At 76.6% G+C, this 16,176-nt stretch carries 15 protein-coding genes; 7 read left to right on the top strand and 8 right to left on the bottom strand.

Annotated elements, in window-relative coordinates; genetic code table 11:
- The first annotated feature begins 40 nt into the window (after positions 1–40).
- The gene (locus SK069_RS19885) at positions 41–775 is read left to right on the top strand and encodes a hypothetical protein (protein ID WP_319956016.1); all 735 of its coding nucleotides are present in this window, start codon (positions 41–43) and stop codon (positions 773–775) included.
- Positions 776–921: 146 nt separating this feature from the next.
- Here SK069_RS19885 and SK069_RS19890 read toward each other — a convergent pair whose 3' ends face one another.
- Genes SK069_RS19890 through SK069_RS19910 form a run of 5 tightly spaced genes read right to left on the bottom strand, consistent with a single transcriptional unit; the run spans position 922 to position 6,973 of the window.
- Positions 922–2,547: an MSMEG_0569 family flavin-dependent oxidoreductase gene (locus SK069_RS19890; protein WP_319956017.1), complete on the bottom strand. Its 1,626-nt coding sequence runs from the start codon at positions 2,545–2,547 to the stop codon at positions 922–924.
- Positions 2,548–2,564: 17 nt separating this feature from the next.
- Complete coding sequence (locus SK069_RS19895; RefSeq protein ID WP_319956018.1) at positions 2,565–3,482, bottom strand: carbon-nitrogen hydrolase family protein; 918 nt, start codon at positions 3,480–3,482, stop codon at positions 2,565–2,567.
- 49 nt (positions 3,483–3,531) lie between these two features.
- Positions 3,532–5,121: an MSMEG_0567/sll0787 family protein gene (locus tag SK069_RS19900; RefSeq protein ID WP_319956019.1), complete on the bottom strand. Its 1,590-nt coding sequence runs from the start codon at positions 5,119–5,121 to the stop codon at positions 3,532–3,534.
- Positions 5,121–6,449, bottom strand: coding sequence for an MSMEG_0568 family radical SAM protein (locus SK069_RS19905; RefSeq protein WP_319956020.1), 1,329 nt, complete (start codon positions 6,447–6,449; stop codon positions 5,121–5,123). Before SK069_RS19905 ends, SK069_RS19900 begins: the two co-directional genes overlap by 1 nt.
- Positions 6,450–6,451: 2 nt before the next feature.
- Positions 6,452–6,973, bottom strand: coding sequence for an MSMEG_0572/Sll0783 family nitrogen starvation response protein (locus tag SK069_RS19910; protein ID WP_319956021.1), 522 nt, complete (start codon positions 6,971–6,973; stop codon positions 6,452–6,454).
- Positions 6,974–7,260: 287 nt separating this feature from the next.
- Between SK069_RS19910 and SK069_RS19915 the strand changes: the two genes are divergently transcribed.
- A complete protein-coding gene (locus SK069_RS19915; RefSeq protein ID WP_319956022.1) occupies positions 7,261–7,929 on the top strand; it encodes a response regulator transcription factor in 669 nt (222 codons plus the stop codon).
- 185 nt (positions 7,930–8,114) lie between these two features.
- Here the strand turns inward: SK069_RS19915 and SK069_RS19920 are convergent, their stop codons facing one another.
- Positions 8,115–9,227 carry a PAS domain-containing sensor histidine kinase gene (locus SK069_RS19920; protein ID WP_319956023.1) on the bottom strand — a complete coding sequence of 371 codons (1,113 nt, stop codon included), beginning with the start codon at positions 9,225–9,227 and terminating at the stop codon, positions 8,115–8,117.
- A gap of 133 nt (positions 9,228–9,360) precedes the next feature.
- On the opposite strand from SK069_RS19920, the gene SK069_RS19925 reads away from it, so the two are divergent.
- The 5 genes from SK069_RS19925 (at position 9,361) to SK069_RS19945 (ending at position 14,308) form a co-directional block, all read left to right on the top strand.
- On the top strand, positions 9,361–10,257 hold the full coding sequence (locus SK069_RS19925) for an oxygenase MpaB family protein (protein ID WP_319956024.1): 897 nt from the start codon (positions 9,361–9,363) through the stop codon (positions 10,255–10,257).
- A gap of 248 nt (positions 10,258–10,505) precedes the next feature.
- Positions 10,506–11,933: a gamma-aminobutyraldehyde dehydrogenase gene (locus SK069_RS19930; RefSeq protein ID WP_319956025.1), complete on the top strand. Its 1,428-nt coding sequence runs from the start codon at positions 10,506–10,508 to the stop codon at positions 11,931–11,933.
- A 115-nt stretch (positions 11,934–12,048) separates the two neighbouring features.
- Entirely contained in the window at positions 12,049–12,957 is a 909-nt protein-coding gene (locus SK069_RS19935) for an oxygenase MpaB family protein (protein ID WP_319956026.1), read from the top strand.
- A gap of 70 nt (positions 12,958–13,027) precedes the next feature.
- Positions 13,028–13,867, top strand: coding sequence for a TIGR03620 family F420-dependent LLM class oxidoreductase (locus SK069_RS19940; RefSeq protein ID WP_319956027.1), 840 nt, complete (start codon positions 13,028–13,030; stop codon positions 13,865–13,867).
- A gap of 63 nt (positions 13,868–13,930) precedes the next feature.
- Complete coding sequence (locus tag SK069_RS19945) at positions 13,931–14,308, top strand: DUF2237 family protein (protein WP_319956028.1); 378 nt, start codon at positions 13,931–13,933, stop codon at positions 14,306–14,308.
- 26 nt (positions 14,309–14,334) lie between these two features.
- Here SK069_RS19945 and SK069_RS19950 read toward each other — a convergent pair whose 3' ends face one another.
- Positions 14,335–15,180, bottom strand: a complete 846-nt coding sequence (locus SK069_RS19950; RefSeq protein ID WP_319956029.1) for an aldo/keto reductase — start codon at positions 15,178–15,180, stop codon at positions 14,335–14,337.
- Positions 15,181–15,217: 37 nt separating this feature from the next.
- Positions 15,218–16,176: AAA family ATPase (locus SK069_RS19955; RefSeq protein WP_319956030.1), on the bottom strand; the 959-nt coding region annotated here is incomplete at its 5' end.

Here is a 16,176-nt window from a genome sequence, read left to right on the forward strand (position 1 = left end):
CGCCGCCCCGAGCGGAACCGCGCCGGCACGAAAGATGAGGGTGGCCCCCGGTGGCGAGACCGCTCGGCGGACCCGCGAGGCGGACGCCTGCCCGACCGTCGTCGGCGACGCCTCCGCCGCGGGATGCCCGGTCCGGACCGTGTCGGCGAGCGGCCCGGACGCCCCGGGCGTCCGCTTCGCTGCGCCGGCGACGCCGGCCCGCGCGAAGGTCGGCAGCACCGTCGCGCCGCGGGTCGAGGCCGTCGCGCCCGCCGGGGCGACGCTCGTCCGGATCCTGGACGGCCCGCGCAAGGTCTGCCGCGCCGCGACCGGCCCGCTCGACCGCCGCTGGCGTGCGGGCGGTGATGCCGTCGGGCGTCGCGCCCTCGTCGCCGAGGTGCGGGACGCGCTCGGTCGCGTCGCGACCGCCGACCTCGACCTGACCGTCGAGCGCGCGGCCCCGTCGGGCGTGACGGCGACGCCCGCGGGCCGCCGGATCGGCCGCGCGGTCCGCGTCGAGACGCGGGGGCGGCTGCGCCTGCCGGCCGGGGTGACCGCCGCCGAGGCGTGTCGGGGTCGGGTCACCGTGACCCTGAAGCTCGGGCGGCTGACCCTGAGCTCCCGTGCCTCGGGCCTGTCGCGCGACTGCACGTACCGCTCGACGGTCTCGACGCGCCGTGCGGCGGCGAGCCTCGCGCGGCGGCTGCGGGTCGACGTGCGCGTCGAGCGCAACGACGTCCCGACGTCGACGACGACCTCGAAGCGGGTCTCGCTGCCGGTCGTCCGGCGGCGCTGAGCACGAGTCGGACGGACCTCCCGCGCCCACGGGGCGCGGCTCGTCCGCCGGGACGGTGGCTCGCCCCGGCCGGTCGCTGCGCGCGGCCGGTCCGGCGCCGGGCCGGTCTCCCCCGACGCGAGGACGCGCCGCGGCCCGGACCCGGGTCAGGCGGCGCGCGCGGCCGGGGTCGCGGGAGCGGTCGCGCGCTGCGCGGCGAGGTGCCCGACGACGTGCTCGGCGTCGCGGGCGATGCCCGCGAACCGCCCCGATCCCCAGGTGTGCAGCCACGGCAGGCCGACGGCGTAGAGCCCGGGGACCGCCGTGACCCCACGGCGGTGGACGGGGTCGCCGGAGCCGTCGAAGGCCGGCAGCGCGACCCACGAGAAGTCGCGCCGGAACCCGGTCGCCCAGATCACCGTGCGGATCCCGGCCGCGTCGAGGTCGAGCACCCCGCCGCCGTCGTGGGGCGGCCGCCAGACCGGGACGTAGCGATCCTCGGTCGGGGCGTCGATCCCGTGCGCGGCGATCCAGCGGTCGATGCCGTCCTTGATCCGGTCGTCCGTGGCGTCGGCGGCGTCGAGGTTGCGCGCGAGGTCGCCGGCGGTCGCGACCCGCGACCCGTCGACCGTTGTCAGGCGCCCGTGGAGCGTCATGCCCTCCGTTGCGAACCGGCGGAGGTCGATGTCGCGGCCGCCGTCGCGGCCGGTGACGTAGTGGTTCGCCTCGTGCCGGGCCGCCGGACCCTCGGGGTGGTCCTCGATCGCCATGTCGTAGTGGCCCATGTCGTGGAGCCAGGCGACGACGTCGCGCCCGCGGTAGAAGCGCGCCACGCGCGGCGCGCTCCCGACCGCCAGGTGGACGGGGCGCCCCGCGAGGTGCAGGTCCTCGGCGATCTGGGCGCCCGACTGGCCGGAGCCGACCACGAGCACGCCGCCGTCGGGCAGCGGGTCGGCGCTGCGGTACGTCGAGGAGTGCAGCTGCGTGATGCCGGCCGGCAGGCGCTCGGCGAGCCGCGGGAGCTTCGGCCGGTGGTAGCCGCCGACCGCCAGCACGACGGCGTCGGCGGTGAGGGTCCCGGCGCTCGTGGCCACGCGGAACCCGCGGACGCCCGCCTCGGCCGGATCCCAGCACGGACCGTCGCCCTCGGGCGCGATCGCCTCCACCGCCGTCACCGCGACGCCCTCGACGACGGGGGCGTCGAAGGACGCCGCGTACGAGGCGACGTAGTCGACGATCTGGTCCCGGACCATGAAGCCGTCCGGGTCGTCGCCGGCGTACGGGTGACCGGGCAGTTGGCACTGCCAGTTCGGCGTGACGAGGCAGAAGCGCTCCCACCGCTCCTCCCGCCAGCTGTGGGCGACCCGGTGGCGCTCGAGCACGACGTGGTCGATCCCGCGCTGCGTCAGGTGCCAGCTGACGGCGAGGCCGGCCTGACCGCCGCCGACGACGACCACCGACCGGTGCCCCGAGAGCCGTGGCACGGGGGCGGTGCTGGCCAGCGAGGAGACGCCGCGGCGCAGCGGGCCGACGGTCGCCGGCGCGTCGTCGCGAAACGGCGCGGCGGCGGCCTCGAGCGCGTCGAGCTCGGCGGCCGCGGCGGTGCACGCCGTGCCGAAGCGCATCCGCACGCGCTCGCTCGCCGCGGTCAGGCCGTCGCGCACCCGGCGCCGGAGCTCGGCGACGGGGTACGTCGCCCCGGGCGCGAGGAAGCGCTCGATCGCCGTGGACGGCGAGCCGGCGCGCTGGACCGTGCCGTCGGGCCAGGTGATGGAGAAGTGGACCTCGGGCATCGTCGTGCTCCTGCGCGCTAGGCGGCGGCCGGGGCCGGCGCGTCGTGGGGAATCGGGTGCGGGACGGCGTAGGCGTCGGGCCGCAGGTCGCGCACCGGGCTCAGCGCGCGGCGGGCGCGGGCGAGCGTCGCCGGCAGGTCGAACGAGGCGACCGCCAGACCGCCCTCCGGGCCGGTGGCCGCGACGACGTCGCCGTTGGGATTCGTGATCCGCGAGCCGCCGAGGAAGCGCAGGGCGCCGAAGCTCCCGGTCTGGTTCGCCGACGCGACGACCATCGAGTTCTCCGCCGCGCGAGCGCGGTCCCAGAGCTCGGCGCGGCGCCACTGCCGGTCGTCCTCCAGCCGCTCTGCGGCGTTCGTCGCGCTGCACGGCCAGGCGGAGAGGAAGCAGAGGACGTCGGCGCCGTCGAGCGCGAGCGTCCGCGCGGCCTCGGGAAAGGCCTTGTCGTAGCAGATGAGCATCCCGATCCGGCCGACCGGCGTGTCGAACGCGCGCAGCTCGCGGCCGGGGGTCGTGAAGCGGCCCTCGTCGAGGGGCATGTGGAGCTTGCGGTGCACGCCGAGCACCTCGCCGCCGCTCACGAGCGCCGCGACGTTGTGCCGGACGCCGCCGTGCGCGGTGGCCGCCGGGGCGCCCGGGACGCCCGTGCCGGCGTCGGGCGCGCCGCGCTCGCAGAAGCCGACCGCGACGACCATCTCGCCGGCCAGCTCGGCGACGGCGCGCAGCTCGGGGCCGTCCGCGTCGAGCGCCGGCGGCGGGTCGTCGACGTCGCCGTGCAGCGACTCGACGTAGCCGCCGAGCGCCGCCTCGGGCAGGACGAGCAGCCCCACGCCCCGCGCGCGGGCGTCGGCGATGAGGCGGCCGATCGTCGCCAGGTCGGCGTCGAGGTCGCGGGTGAAGGGGGCGGCGGCGGCCGCGATGGTCAGCTCGGGCATCGGTGGGAGGACGGGTCGCAGGAACGGGACGGGACGGCGGTCGGGGCGCTCATCGGTCGGTCGCGTGGTCGAGGCCGGTCACGCCGCCGGTCAGGGCGTCGGTGACGTCGCCGTCGGGCCAGCGCAGCCGCACGCCGGGCGCGGCGTCGAGGCGGCCGCAGGCGGCGCCGGTGGCCGGTCCGGCCGGCAGGGGCGCCGCGTCGGCGGCGTCGGCGGTGACGACCGCGAAGCCCGGGAAGCACGTCAGCCAGTCGCCGCCGGACGCTCCGGCGGGGCGGGGGACCGCGGCGACGTCGAGCGTCGCGCCGGTGCCCGACGCCTCGGCGAGCATGCCGGTCGTGCCGACGATGCCGGCCATGCTCACGTCCTTCGCGGCCCGGGGACCGGCGACGGCGATCGCGTCGAGCATCGCGCGCAGCTCCTCGCGCGAGCGGTGGGTGGAGGAGTCCCACTGCCGCCCGTGGTAGCCGGGGCGCCAGCCACCCACCAGGTCGGCGGTGACGGTGAGCGCGTCCCCGGCGCGACCGCCGGACGCGGCGATCGGGCGCGCGGCGACGCCGGTGCCGGTGACGCTCAGCGCGGCCGGCACCCCGAGCTGGGTGTGGCCGCCGACGAGCGGCAGGTCGAGCGCCGCGGCCCCGGCGCGCAGCCCGGCGAGGACGCGCGCGGCGTGCGCGGCGTCCCGGGCGCCGAGCGCGTCGAGCGCCGCCAGCGGACGGGCGCCCATCGCCGCCAGGTCGTGGGCGGTGACGAGCATCCCGCACCAGCCGGCCCACTCCGGGTCCTGCTGCACCATCGACGGCACGATCGCGTCGAGGCACGCGACGACGCCCGTGGAACCGCCGCCCGCGGCGCGCACGGCGTCGAGCGGGTAGCCGTCGTCGCCGCGCCAGCGGTCGGACGGCAGCATCGCGCCGAGCAACCCGCCGAGCGGCTGCTTCGTCGCGGCGGCGAGCTGGGCGATCCGGTCGATCGGCCAGCGCAGCAGCTCGTGCGGACCGCCGGCGACCGTGATCGGCCGGATCCGCTGCCAGCCGAGCCGGCCGAAGAACGCGACGTGGCGCGCCTGGACGTGCGCGTCGAAGCGCAGGGCGCCGGCGTCGAGCGCCCGTGCGCAGGCGGCGCGCACGAGCGCGGCCCCGACGCTCCCCCGCAGCCGGCCGGCGGCCTCGTCGACGACGAGGCGGCTCCCGCGCCACCAGCCGAGGCCGGGGTCGCCGCCCTCGGGATGCAGGCGCACGCCGCCCAGGACGGACTCCTCGTCCGCGTCGGTCGCGACGGCGACGAGCACGATCGTCGCGGGGTCGTCGTCCCGGGCGTCGCGGTCGCTGCCGGCGAAGAGGCCCTGGCGGCCCGCGAACTCGTCCCGGCGCAGGCGGGCGTAGGCGGCGCGCCGACGGCGCCCGGCCGGCTCGTCGGCGGTCGCGGCGACGACGAGGAAGGCCGGCGGCGCCGGCGTGGGCCGGGGCGGGGCGCCGAGCAGCGAGAGGATGTCGACGTCGCCGGGACGGGCCGGTCGCGCCACCGCGGGGGCGCCGGCGCCGTCGGACGCGCGCAGCGCGGTCGCCGTGCCGCGCGACGCCGGGGCGCGGCGACCGGCCGCTCCGGGATGCCGGTCGGTGCCGGGGTGCCCGTGCATCAGGCGGCCTCGTCCTGGATCGCGGAGCAGGCGCCGCAGGCCGCGCACCCGGCGACCTGCTCGGCGCCGCGCATCCCGGCGTGGCGCAGCGCGCGGCCGACGCGACCGGTGACGAGCGCCAGCTCGCCGGCGCTCGGGGCGGGCACGCCGTCGGCGAAGGCGAGCGAGCCGGCCATCGGCCGGTACGGGACGACGAACGGGTAGACCCCCATCGCGATCAGGCGCTCGGCCTGCGCGACGAGGTGGTCGGGGTCCTCGCCGAGCCCGACGAGCAGGTACGTCGAGACCCGGTTGGGACCGAAGACCGCCACCGCGCGGCGCCAGGCCTCCTCGTAGCGGGCGATCGGCACCTCGGCCTTGCCGGGCGTCCAGCGACGCCGGACCTCCTCGTCCATCGACTCGACGTGGATGCCGACCGCGGCGGCGCCCGCGGCGTGCAGGCGGTCGATCCACTCGAGGTCGAGCGGCGGCTCGATCTGGACCTGGATCGGCAGGCCGGGCACCGCCGCGAGGACCGCCTCGACGCAGCGGACGAGGTGCTTGGCGCCCCGGTCGCGACCGGTGCTCGTGCCGGTCGTCATGACCATCTGGGTCACGCCGTCCAGCGCGACGGCGGCGCGCGCGACCTCCGCGAGGTCGGCCGGGCGCTTCACCTGCGCGGTGCTGCCGGCGCGCAGCGACTCCTCGATCGTGCAGAAGCGGCAGCGGGTGTCCTCGTCGCGGTAGCGGATGCAGGTCTGCACGACGGTCGTCGCCAGGACGCTGTCGCCGTGCAGCCGGGCGAGCTCCTCGTAGCGGACGCCGTCGGCGGTCACGAGGTCGTAGAACGCGGGGCGGTCGATCGGCTCCAGCGCGACGTCCTCGACGACGACGCCGTCCTTCGTCAGGCGGCCCTCCTCGTCGAGGGCGAACGGCGAGTCCTCCGCCATCGGCAGCGTCGTGCGAGCGCCGCCTCCGCAGCCGCCGGAGCGCTGGTCGCCGGCGGAGCGCTGGCGCAGGAGCCAGTGCCCGTCGTTGCTCGGCCCGGCACCGCCGCGGCGCTGGAGGGGCGGCGCGGCCCGGAGGCCGTGCACGGCGAGCTCGGCGCGCAGCAGCTCGTCGAGCGGCGTGGTGACGTCGTCGCCGGCGTCGCGCGCCGTCGGGCCGGGACGGGCGCCGTCGGCGGGAGCGCCCGGCCCGCGGCGCGCGACGGGCGGCGCGGCGGCGGGGCGCGCGGCCCCGCCGACCGGGGACGACGCCGGGGTCCGCGCGCCCGACGGGCGGGACCCGCCGCGCGCCGAGGGGGAGCGCGGCGGGCCGGTCAGCAGGTCGAGACCGGCCGGACCCATGATCAGAACATCCAGGTCGTGTTGATGATCGCGCCCTTGCGCGAGTACTCGATCATCGCGTCCTGCAGGTCGAGCGGATGGCAGGGCACGACGCCCTCCATGAGGTCCTCCTCGCGGGCGCCGTGCAGCGCCAGGCCCAGGCGGCAGGCGTAGACCGTGCCGCCCTCCTCGATGAAGCGCGCGAGCTGGTTGTTCTCGTTGCGCATGCCGGGGAAGATCTCGGCGCCGATCGTCGGGAACCCCCGCGTGTGCAGGCAGTTCAGCGAGCCGATCCCGAAGAAGTAGAGGGCCGTCTCGAAGCCCTTGCGCTGGGCGCGGATCGCCTGCAGCACCGCGACGAGCGAGACGGAGGACTCGTGCGCGATGCCGTGCACGAGGCCGAGGTAGCTCTCGCCCTTCTCCGCCTGGTAGTCGGGGAAGACCTTCGTCGCGCCGTAGATCGACGCGCCGACGTCGGTGGTCGGGTGGGGGATCTCCTGGAGGCTCTTCAGCGCCTCGTCGGTGAGGGTCGGGGTGACGGCCATCGGGGCTCCTGTCGCTGGGCGGTGGTCCGCGGCCGGGCGGCCGGCGGGTGCGCCGCGGGTGGCGGCGGCCGGCGGGGCCGGCGGACCCGGTCGGCGACGCCGCCGGGCCTGCGGTCATCCTGCGCCGAGCGGGCCGTCGCGACCGTGGCCCGCGGGCCAAGACCGCCCGGTGGTCCTCGGACCGGCGGTGGAACTCGACCGTCCGCCGCGGGGTCCGCCGGACGCCGGACGTCGGGTTCTCCGGAGGGTCGCCCCCGGCCGCGCCCCCGGCCGTCTACGGTGGTCGCGTGGCCGCGCCCCCCTCCTCGATCCGCGTCGTCGTCGCCGAGGACCAGGCGCTCATCCGCGAGGGGCTCGTGCGGATCCTGCGCGACCTCGGCCTGGAGGTCGTCGGGCAGGCCGCCGACGCGGTGGCGCTCGTCCAGCTCGCCTTCGAGCTGCGCCCGGACGTCGTCGTGGCCGACGTCCAGATGCCGCCGGACTTCACCGACGACGGCCTGCGCGCCGCCGAGCGGATCCGCCGCGAGCTCCCCGGCGTCGGCGTGCTGATCCTCTCCCAGTACCTCGACGAGGACTACGCGCTGGACCTCATCGGCGAGGACGCGCGCGGCGTCGGCTACCTCCTGAAGGACCGCGTCGCCGACGTCGAGACGCTCGGCGAGGCGATCCGCCGCGTCGCCGCCGGCGGCTCGGCGCTCGACCCCGAGGTCGTCGGCCGGATGCTCGGCCGCAAGCGGCGCGAGAGCCGCCTGGACGACCTGACCCCGCGCGAGCGCGACGTCCTGGCGCTCATGGCCGAGGGCAAGTCGAACCTCGGCATCGCGGAGGCGCTCGGCGTCACCCCCGCCGCGGTCGAGAAGCACGTCACCGGCATCTTCAGCAAGCTCCGCCTCGGCCACGAGCACACCGAGCACCGCCGGGTCCTCGCGGTCCTCGCGCACCTCCGCGCGTCCTGACTCCGGGCGGCGCCGGTCGCCCCACCGCGGGATCCGTCCCGTCCTGGGCGACTCGAGTCGTCTGGAGCGAGGATTCCGGTCCTCGGTGACTCGAGTCGTCTGGAGCGCGGATTCTGGTCCTGGGTGACTCGAGTCGTCTGGAGCGGGATTCCGGTCCTCGGTGACTCGAGTCGCCCAGGACGGGGTCAGCCGGCCGGGAGGGTCGGGAGCGGTCCGGCGGACGGGTCCGCGGGCAGGTCGGCGCGCAGGCGCGTGCCGCCGCCGGGCGCCTCGCCGATCTCGAGCGTGCCGCCGAGCAGCGCCAGGCGGTCGCGCAGGCCCCGCAGGCCGCTGCCACCGGCGGCGGTCGTCGCCCCGCCGGGGCCGTCGTCGGTCACCTCGACGAGCAGCCGCTGGCGCGAGGCGCTGACGCGGACGGTCGCCAGCGTCGCCTCCGGCGCGTGCTTGGCGACGTTCGTCAGGGCCTCGGCGACGAGGAAGTAGACCGTCGCCTCGACCTCGGCCGGCCAGCGCCGGCGCGGGACGTCGGCCTCCACCGGGACGGGGGAGCGGGACGCGAGCGAGTCGATCGCCGCGCGCAGGCCGCGGTCGGTGAGGATCGCCGGGTGCACCCCCGCGACGAGGTCGCGGAGGTCGCCGATCGCGGCCTGGACCTCCTCGGTCGCGCGCTTCAGCAGGGACGCGGCCTCGCCCCCGGCATCCCCGACCCGCCCGGCCGCGGCGCGCAGGGTCACGAGGACCCCGACGAGCCGCTGCTGGGCGCCGTCGTGGAGGTCGCGGCTGATCCGGCGGCGCGCCGCGTCGGCGGCGGCGACGATGCGCGTGCGCGACTCGTGCAGCTCGAGCGCCCAGCCGTGGCGCTGCGGGTCGTCCTCGTCGGCGTGCGGGTCGACCTCGCGGAAGACGACGACCGCGCCGCGTCCGTGGTCGGTCTCCAGGGGTGACGAGGAGTAGGCGATCGGCACCATCGAGCCGTCGCGACGCACGAACCAGTCGAGGTCCACGCGCACGACCTCGCCCGTCGTGCGCGGTCGCAGCAGCGGGCAGTCGGCGTCGGGGAACGGCGTCCCGTCGGGGCGTTTGTGGTGAATCGTGGCGTGGCTCGGGCGGCCGAGCAGCTCGGCCTCGTCGTCGTAGCCGAGGACCGCGACCGCCGCCGGGTTGGCGAACTGCACCCGGCCCGCGGGATCCACGACGTAGAACGCGTCGGCGGAGGAGGCCAGCAGCGACTCCAGCAGCTCCGGGGGGAGGTGCTGCTGCGGAGGGAGCCCCGCTCGCGGGCCGCCGACGGTCGCCACGTCCCCAGCGTAGTCCGCGGGAGCCGCGCTCCCGGGGGTCCGCCGGGCCAGGATCGCCGGGCCGTCGTTCGCCGCAGCGGCGCCCCTCGACTCGCGCGAGACAATTTGGCATGATCTGTATCACCATCCCTCGATGATCGATCGCGCCACGATGTCGACCGCCTCCGCCGTCCCGCTCGACGGCCGCACCGTCCCGACCGACGAGCACCTGCTCGAGGATCCGAGGTTCACGCGCCTGCTGCGCGACGCGCTGCTCGGGGTCGGCGAGTTCGCCGGGGCCAACGTGATCATGCAGCTCTCGCGGCTGCCGGTCGGCCGTGGCGTCGCCGAGAGCCGCGTCGAGAGCGGTCGGCTGGACCGGCACCCGTTCAAGCGCGCCCGCACGACCGGCGGGTTCCTGGCGATCGCGCTCCTGGGCACCGAGGCCGAGCAGCGCGCCGTCCGCGACGAGATCAACCGCCAGCACCGCCAGGTTCGCAGCCGCCCGGGCGACCCGGTCGCCTACAACGCCTTCGACGCCGACCTGCAGCTGTGGGTCGCGGCGTGCCTCTATCGGGGCTTCGACGACTACCTGCGGCTCTACCGCGCGGCGGAGTACGCGCCCTACCACGACGCCTTCTACCGCCACGCCGCGCGGCTGGGCACGACGCTGCAGATGCCGGTCGACCGGTGGCCGGCCGATCGCGCGGCGTTCGAGCGCTACTGGGACGCCGCGGTCGCCGAGATCCGGCTCGACGAGGTCACGCGCACGTTCCTCCAGGGGTTCGCGCGGACCGACTTCCTGCCCGCGCCGCTGCGCCGCGTCGTGGGCCCGCCGCTGGAGGCGCTCGCGATCGGTCACCTGCCCGGCCCGTTCCGGGAGGCGCTCGGGATCCCCTGGACGCCGGCGCTCCAGCGGCGCTTCCGCCTCGCGCGCCGGCTGCTGCGGGCGGTCGACGCCCTGGTGCCCCGGCCCCTGCTCCTCGCGCCGGTGACGGTCGGCGAGTGGGACGTCCGCCGCCGGCTGCACGCCGGCCGGCCCTTCGTCTGACCTCGGTACGGCCCGCGGCCGCTCGGCGTCACCGACGACGCGCGCCGTCCTGGCGGTCCGGACCGTCGGCCTGCGCCTCGATCCGCCGGGCGGTCCCCGGAGTCGATCGCCCGAGCGCCTCAATCCGGCCCGGGTCCTTTGGCCGATCGGACGGTTGCCGCGCCCCACCGGCGCGCGAGAGTCTGCCGGGCAGCGACGGGGGCGCCCCACGACCGCGCCCCCGCGATCCCCGAGCGGAGCATCCGAGCATGAGCGAGACCCTGCGCAACTTCATCGACGGCGAGCTCGTCGACGCGGCCGGCGGCGCGACGAACCCCGTCGTCGATCCCTCGACCGGCGCGGAGTACGCCGTCGCCGCCGCGTCCGGCGCCGAGGACGTCGACCGTGCGGTGCAGGCCGCCACGAGGGCCTTCGACGGCTGGTCGACGACGACCCCGGCGGAGCGCTCGCTCGCGCTGCTGAAGCTCGCCGACCGGATCGAGGAGCACGCCGACGAGCTCGCCGCGATCGAGTCGCGCGACGCCGGCAAGCCGCTGCAGGCGGTGATCGACGAGGAGATCGGCGTCGTGGCGGACAACCTCCGCTTCTTCGCCGCCGCGGCGCGCACGCCGGAGGGCAAGGCCGCCGGCGAGTACCTCGAGGGCCTGACCTCGATCATCCGCCGCGAGCCGGTCGGCGTCGTCGGCCAGATCGCGCCGTGGAACTACCCGCTGCTCATGGCGGGCTGGAAGATCGGCCCGGCGCTCGCCGCGGGTTGCACGACGGTGCTGAAGCCCGCGCCGTCGACGCCGGCCTCGACCGTGAAGCTCGCCGAGCTCGCCGCCGACCTGCTGCCCCCGGGCGTCCTGAACGTCGTCGTGGGCGGCAACGACCCGGGCAAGGCGATCGTCGAGCACCCCGGCATCGCCCTCGTGTCGCTGACGGGCTCGGTGGCGACCGGTCGCTGGATCGCCGAACACGCCGGCAAGCGGCTCAAGCGCACGCACCTGGAGCTCGGCGGCAAGGCGCCGGTCATCGTCTTCGACGACGTCGACCTGGAGACCGCGCTGGAGGGCATCGCCGGCGCCGGGTACTTCAACGCCGGCCAGGACTGCACCGCGGCGACCCGCGTCCTCGCCTCGCCGAAGGTCTACGACGACGTCGTGGCCGGCCTCGCCGAGCAGGCGAAGGGCCTCGTGATCGGGGACACGACCGACCCCGAGACGACGCTCGGCCCGGTGAACAACCCCAACCAGCTCGAGCGCGTGACCGGGTTCTTCGACCGCGCCCCGTCGCACGCCGAGATCGTCACCGGCGGCAAGCAGGCCGACCGGCCCGGCTACTACGTCGAGCCGACCGTCATCGCGAACCTCCGGCAGGACGACGAGCTGATCCAGACCGAGGTCTTCGGCCCCGCGATCACCGTCCAGCGGTTCACCGACGAGGCCGAGGCGATCGCCTGGGCCAACGGCACCCCGTACGGCCTGGCCTCCTCGGTCTGGACCCGTGACGTCGGCCGCGCGCTGCGCGTCTCCAACGCCCTGCGCTTCGGCACGGTCTGGATCAACACCCACATCCCGCTCGCGTCCGAGATGCCGCACGGTGGCTTCAAGGACTCCGGCTGGGGCAAGGACCTCTCCTCCTACGCGCTGGAGGACTACACGGTCGTCAAGCACGTGATGGCCTCGCTGGAGTAGGCGGCGCGGAAGCGGAAGCGGAAGCGGAGGCGTCGGCGGCGCGCGACCGCCCTTCCGGAAACGCGTCGTTCCGGATGCGGTACAGTGGTCCGCGTCACGTCCCACTGGAGCGCGCATGCCGACGACCGCCCACCGCCCAGCACCCGTCCGGACCGTCCGCGACGAGGGGTACTTCCCGCCCGGCTCGATGCTCCGGCGGGTGCAGGCCGAGCACGCGGTGGGGCTGCTGTACGGGCAGCGGGCGCTGTGCATCGGGGCGATCAAGCCGCTGAACTACGTCGGCACGTCCGAGCACACGGCGAACAAGCGCGAGCCGTTCAAGCGGCTCGTGCGCACGGGGCTCGCGTTCGAGCAGGTCTTCTTCGGCACGCGGGCCGAGGCCGACGCGGTCCTGCGCTACGTGCGCCGGATGCACGAGCGCGTCGTCGGGACGCTGCCCGAGGACGGGGGAGCGACGCCCGCCGGGACCGCGTACTCGGCGCTCGACGGCCCGCTCATGCGCTGGACCGTCGCGGTGATGATGGACTCCGCGGAGGTCCTCCACGACCTCCTCGTCCGCCGGCTCGCGCACGAGGAGCGGGAGGCGCTCTGGCAGGACTACCGGCGCTTCGCCGTCCTCTTCGGCACGCCGGAGGGGGCGTTGCCGGTGAGCTACCCCGCGTTCCGCGCGTACTTCGACGCCGAGGTCGCGGGCGCCGACGCGCACCTCACCGACGAGGCCCACCACGTCGGGCGCTTCTCCGCCTTCTCCATCCCGGTGCCGCCGCTGCGCCGCCCGGCGATGTCGGTCCAGGACCTCGTCATCCTCGGCAGCCTGCCCGAGCGCGTCCGGGAGCTCTACGGCCTGCCCTACCACCCGGCGCAGCGCGCCCTGCACGGCGCCGTCTGCGCCGCGGCCCGCCACGCCCGGCGGGTCACGCCGACGCGCCTGGCCACCGGCCGCAACACCGCCGTCTTCCGCTCCGTGGCCGCCGAGGAGGAGCGTCGGATCCGCACGGGCCGCCGCACTCCGCAGGTCGTCTGACCGCCCGTGCCGGGGCTCCGCGTCGCCGCGTCGGCGCGGGGCGGCACCGGCGATCTGCGACCCTCGCCCGATGCGGCTCGGAGCGTTCGGCGTCTTCCTCGGTGCCCGGGGCCTCGACGACGAGGCGGTGGCGCAGGCGGCGCGCGTCGCCGAGTCGGCGGGCTTCGGTGCGCTCTGGCTCGGCGGATCGCCGCGGCTGCCGGTCGTCCGGCCGGCGCTCGAGGCGACCGAGCGGCTCGTCGTGGCGACGGGGATCGTCAACGTCTGGGACGCCGACCCGGTCGAGCTCGCCGGCGAGTACGCCGCGATCACCGACGACCACGGCGACCGCGTCGTCGTCGGCATCGGGATCGGCCACCGCGAGGCCACCGACCGCTACGAGAAGCCGATCGCGACGATGCGCGGGTTCCTCGACCGCATCGACGCCGCCGAGCGGCCGATCCCCGTCGACCGGCGCGTCCTCGCCGCGCTGGGACCGCGGATGCTCGCGCTGAGCGCCGAGCGCGCGGGCGGGGCGCACCCGTACTTCGTCCCGCGCGAGCACGTCGTGGCCGCGCGCGCCGCCGTCGGCCCGGACAAGCTCGTCGCCGCGGAGCTGTCCGTCGCGATCGAGGAGGACCCCGACCGTGCGCGCGCCGCGGCCGAGGGCTTCGCGCGCTTCTACCTCGGCCTGGACAACTACGTCAGCAACCTCCGTCGCCTCGGGCTCTCGGAGGAGGACGTCGCCGGCGCGGGGTCCGCCGCGCTCCTGGACCGGGTCGTGCCCCAGGGCGACGCGGCCCGGATCGCCGCGGTCGTCGGCGACTTCCGGGCGGCCGGTGCCGATCACGTCGCGGTCCAGGCGGTCGGGGTCGAGGGCGTGCCCGAGGCCCAGTGGCGCGCGCTGTCGTCCGCGCTCGGCCTCGGGTAGGCGCTCCCGACCCGACCACGTCGCCCGCGCGACGGGGCGCCGCCGATCCGGTAGAAGGCCCGCATGAGCGGACGCAACGTCCTCGGCGGCGAGCTGGTGGTCTGCGGCACCGATCCGCTGACCGGGTGGACGCGAACCGGCTGCTGCGCGTTCCACCCGGCCGACCTGGGTCAGCACGTCGTGTGCGCCGTCGTGACCGAGCGGTTCCTGCGCTACACCGCCTCGCAGGGCAACGATCTCTCCACGCCGCGGGGCGGCTTCCGCGGCCTGCGTCCCGGCGACCGCTGGTGCCTCTGCGCGTCGCGCTGGCAGCAGGCCTACGTGGACGGCATGGCCCCGCCCGTCGTCCTGGAGGCCTGCGACGAGCGGGCGCTCGCGATCGTCGCGCTCGACGTCCTGCGCGAGCACGCGGTGGCGCCCGATGCGGCGCCGGAGCCGTAGGGAGCCGTCCGTCGCCGGCCGTCCGCCTAGTGGCCGAAGTCGTCGGAGTCGGTGATCCGCGCGGTGCCGTCGTCGATCGCGCTGATCGCCGCCAGCTCGTCGTCCTCGAGCGCGAACGAGAAGACGTCGAGGTTCTGCCGCTGGCGCTCGGGATCGGCGGACTTCGGGATCGCGACGTGGCCGAGCTGCATGTGCCAGCGCAGGACGACCTGCCCCGGCGTGCGCCCGAGCCGCTGCGCTGCGGCGACGACCGCGGGGTGCTCCAGGACGTCCTGCCGGCGCCCGCCGAGCGGACTCCAGGCCTCGGTCACGATGCCCTTCCCGGCGAGGTACGCGCGCTCCTCCGCGCGGCCGCGGCTCGGGTCCAGCTCGATCTGGTCGACGTCCGGGACGACGCCGGTGGCGTCGAGCACCCGCTCGACGTGGGCGGGCTTGAAGTTCGACAGGCCGATCGCGCGCACGCGCCCGTCCTCCAGCAGCCGCACGAGCCCGCGGTACGCGTCGACGTAGCGGTCCTGGTCCGGGTTGGGCCAGTGGATGAGCAGCAGGTCGATGACGTCGAGGCCGAGCTTGCCGGCGGAGCGCTCGAACGCCCGCTGGACCTCGTCGTACCCGTGGTCCTCGCGGTTGAGCTTCGTCGTGACGAAGACCTCCTCGCGCGGGATCCCCGACGCCGCGACCCCGCGGCCGACGCCGACCTCGTTGCCGTAGTTGAACGCCGTGTCGACGAGCCGGTAGCCCGACCGCAGGGCGGTGGCGACCGCCTCCTCGGCACCGGCGTCGTCCAGCGGCCAGGTGCCGAGGCCGAGCTGCGGGATCGCCGCGCCGTTGGCGAGCGGGAGGGTCGGGGCGCGGGGGACGGCGGCGGTCATGGGGCTCCTCGAGTCGGGGGCACGGACAGGATCGGGCTCAGGTGCCGACGGCGGCGTCGACGTCGGCGCGGCGGATCCGCCGCATCTCCTCGGGATCGACGTGGCGCGCCGCGCCGTCCTCGCCCGCGGCGGCGGTGAGCAGCCGGTCGGCCTGCGCGGCGATGACGTCGTCGAAGAGGTTGCGCACGGTCCGGGCGTTGGCGAAGGACGCGTCGCGGGCGGCGTGCCAGCCGGACAGGACCTCGCGCGCCCGGCTCAGCGCCGCGCCGTCGAGCACGTAGTCGTGCGCCGCGCCGAACCGCTGGAGGATCTCGACGAGGTCCGCCGGCTCGTAGTCGGGGAAGACGACCGTCTCCCCGAACCGGCTCGCGAGGCCGGAGTTCGACGCGAGGAACTCCTCCATCTCGCGCGTGTAGCCGGCGCAGATCACCGCGAGGCGGTCGCGGTCGTCCTCCATCCGCTTCAGGAGGGTCGCGATCGCCTCCGGGCCGAAGTCGCCGGGACTGCGGCCGGCCAGGGCGTAGGCCTCGTCGACGAAGAGGACGCCGTCCAGCGCCGCGTCGACGACCTCGTTCACGCGGGTCGCGGTCTGCCCGACGTAGCCGGACACGAGCCCCGAGCGGTCGACCTCGACGAGGCGGTCGCTGCCGAACAGGCCGAGCGCGTGGTAGAGCCGCCCGTAGAGCCGGGCCACCGTCGTCTTCCCCGTCCCGGGACCGCCGCAGAAGACGAGGTGCAGCGACGTGTCGGCGGCGCGCAGGCCGGCGGCCTCGCGCAGCGCGCGCATCCGCAGGAGCTGCGCGGTCCGGTGGACCTGCCGCTTCACGTCGTCCAGGCCGACGAGCGCGTCGAGGTCCGCCAGGGCCGCGGCGAAGGCCGCCTCGTCGACGCGCCGCGCGGCCGCGCCCGTCGGCACCGGCGCGTCGGGCGGCCGGTGCGCGCCGCGGTCGCGGCGGGCCCGGGGTCGCGGGTCGTCGTCGGCCGGCGCGGCGGACC

Source organism: Patulibacter brassicae, assembly GCF_033949425.1.
Taxonomy (GTDB): domain Bacteria; phylum Actinomycetota; class Thermoleophilia; order Solirubrobacterales; family Solirubrobacteraceae; genus Patulibacter; species Patulibacter brassicae.

Excerpts from the sequence above, each read along its gene's own strand:
- SK069_RS19890 (WP_319956017.1), bottom strand. The coding sequence starts at position 2,547 with ATGCCCGAGGTCCACTTCTCCATCACCTGGCCCGACGGCACGGTCCAG.
- SK069_RS19895 (WP_319956018.1), bottom strand. The coding sequence starts at position 3,482 with ATGCCCGAGCTGACCATCGCGGCCGCCGCCGCCCCCTTCACCCGCGAC.
- SK069_RS19900 (WP_319956019.1), bottom strand. The coding sequence starts at position 5,121 with ATGCACGGGCACCCCGGCACCGACCGGCATCCCGGAGCGGCCGGTCGC.
- SK069_RS19905 (WP_319956020.1), bottom strand. The coding sequence starts at position 6,449 with ATGGGTCCGGCCGGTCTCGACCTGCTGACCGGCCCGCCGCGCTCCCCC.
- SK069_RS19910 (WP_319956021.1), bottom strand. The coding sequence starts at position 6,973 with ATGGCCGTCACCCCGACCCTCACCGACGAGGCGCTGAAGAGCCTCCAG.
- SK069_RS19925 (WP_319956024.1), top strand. The coding sequence starts at position 9,361 with ATGATCGATCGCGCCACGATGTCGACCGCCTCCGCCGTCCCGCTCGAC.
- SK069_RS19930 (WP_319956025.1), top strand. The coding sequence starts at position 10,506 with ATGAGCGAGACCCTGCGCAACTTCATCGACGGCGAGCTCGTCGACGCG.
- SK069_RS19935 (WP_319956026.1), top strand. The coding sequence starts at position 12,049 with ATGCCGACGACCGCCCACCGCCCAGCACCCGTCCGGACCGTCCGCGAC.
- SK069_RS19940 (WP_319956027.1), top strand. The coding sequence starts at position 13,028 with ATGCGGCTCGGAGCGTTCGGCGTCTTCCTCGGTGCCCGGGGCCTCGAC.
- SK069_RS19945 (WP_319956028.1), top strand. The coding sequence starts at position 13,931 with ATGAGCGGACGCAACGTCCTCGGCGGCGAGCTGGTGGTCTGCGGCACC.
- SK069_RS19950 (WP_319956029.1), bottom strand. The coding sequence starts at position 15,180 with ATGACCGCCGCCGTCCCCCGCGCCCCGACCCTCCCGCTCGCCAACGGC.